Raw genomic sequence first — 1,687 nt, 5'->3', positions numbered from 1 at the left:
CAGCTCAGCTAAGGTAAGGCTAATACAGCTAAGGACTCCACTGAACCCCACCGATTAAATCGCACCTTCCCTAACACGCTGTTTTTATTGAACTTGCGATTTCCGTCTGGCGCGGATTCAGGACCGAATTGACCATTATCCATGACGCCTGGGAAGGCGCAAGCACGACAAAATAAATTCAATTAATACAAGATGTTATGTTACACCTGTCGAGTTGTGTGCACACTCTGTATCACAGTTGTAGTTACAAACTTCGCCACACCTTGTATGCACACCTTTTCTCTTGTATGACCTCAATCTAGACCTGCTAGGATAAGACCGCTACATCATTTAATGAATCCATTCAATCGATATTAAAGATTAAAGATCTCAATCCTAAACCTTAGTACTGCTTATCGACATAAAATGCCCTGTCTCTAGGATTAAGCTCAAATATTGATCGTTAAAACTGATCAATGGTATAGTTTTAATCTATAAAAACGATTGGTTGGCTGATGCGATGAGCAAGAGGGTAGCGTGGTTTATGGTATTCGGCATTTCGGCGCTGTTTTGGATAGGCGTAATTTGGATGGTGATGAGATAGCGAAGAAGCAAGGAGTTTGTAAGCGTGATCAACTTGATGGTTGGAAATTATCTGAAAAGCAGCGTGCTTTCATTGAGTCGATGCTAGGAGATAGGGAACATAAAAAGCAATAGTTAGCCGCTGGCTAAAATCTGATTCACATTCTCTGTGTTGTCATGTCATGGAGCTGACTGTAAAGTATACAGAAAATGTGATTTAAAGGGGTAGGGATGGCTAGCCGGATAGCTGATACTAAACGTGAAGTACAGGCAATTTACTTTAACTGGCCTGATCGGAAAGAAGATCAGCCAGGAAAGAGTATGCTTTTTCAAGAATATCTCAGACTACAGGATGGTTATTCTTATATGCAGTTTGGAGCTGCGGACAAACACCAGATAATCACTGGATGGCTAGATGAGTGGGATAGGTATCTCCCATAAAAGATTACCCATAAGTTCAATAGGGCTTTGCACCTAATTGCTTCCTCAAAGTATTGAGATGATTTTAAATGGCTAAATTTGACAAAATCAACAATGATTAACTATTCTTATGTAGACACCAAGCCGATGGTGTCAGTTACCACCCTTGAACTTGCTGAGTTGTTTGAGGTTTGTTAGCCCGCAAGCGAGCGGGCTTTTTTTATTGTTCTCAATGAAAGGTATTTAGATAAATTTTTTTAATAAAAAATGTAGCTATAGAAAGGATCTTACCTTTTCTTTTAGTGGGTTGGGAATACGCTTATTTTTCTTATTCTGTGAATCGCCACGGATAATCTAGACACTTCCGAGCCGTTGATAATACTGGTTTTCATATTCTATCGGTGACATCTGATTGCTCGAACCATGCCGACGCTTACTGTTATAAAACATTTCGATGTAATCAAAAATATCGCTGCGGGCTTCTTCCCGCGTTCCGTAGATCTTTTTCTTTATCCGTTCGCGTTTCAGCAACTGGAAAAAGCTTTCTGCAACCGCATTATCGTGACAGTTACCGCGACGGCTCATGCTCCCCTCCAGGCCGTGTGATTTCAGGAACGACTGCCACTCATGTGTGCGTATTCCGCTCTGAACGATCACGGATTGGCATCGAAGTTCGATCACAGTTTCGCATCTCTTCGATCAGCCG

Annotated in this window: 1 protein-coding gene and 1 pseudogene; one reads left to right on the top strand and one right to left on the bottom strand. The window is 41.5% G+C overall.

Annotated features, from left to right (window positions below):
* Positions 1–516 precede the first annotated feature (516 nt).
* Entirely contained in the window at positions 517–696 is a 180-nt protein-coding gene (locus ACSZO1_RS22315; protein ID WP_437616559.1) for a hypothetical protein, read from the top strand.
* 639 nt (positions 697–1,335) lie between these two features.
* Here ACSZO1_RS22315 and ACSZO1_RS22310 read toward each other — a convergent pair.
* Positions 1,336–1,614 (bottom strand): annotated as a pseudogene (locus tag ACSZO1_RS22310) (IS3 family transposase); the annotation flags it as partial.
* Positions 1,615–1,687 lie beyond the last annotated feature (73 nt).

This window comes from Erwinia sp. V71 (assembly GCF_965644245.1).
Taxonomy (GTDB): domain Bacteria; phylum Pseudomonadota; class Gammaproteobacteria; order Enterobacterales; family Enterobacteriaceae; genus Erwinia.
The sequence above is the reverse complement of the archived record's forward strand: the minus strand, read 5'-3'. Positions and strand labels throughout refer to the sequence as shown.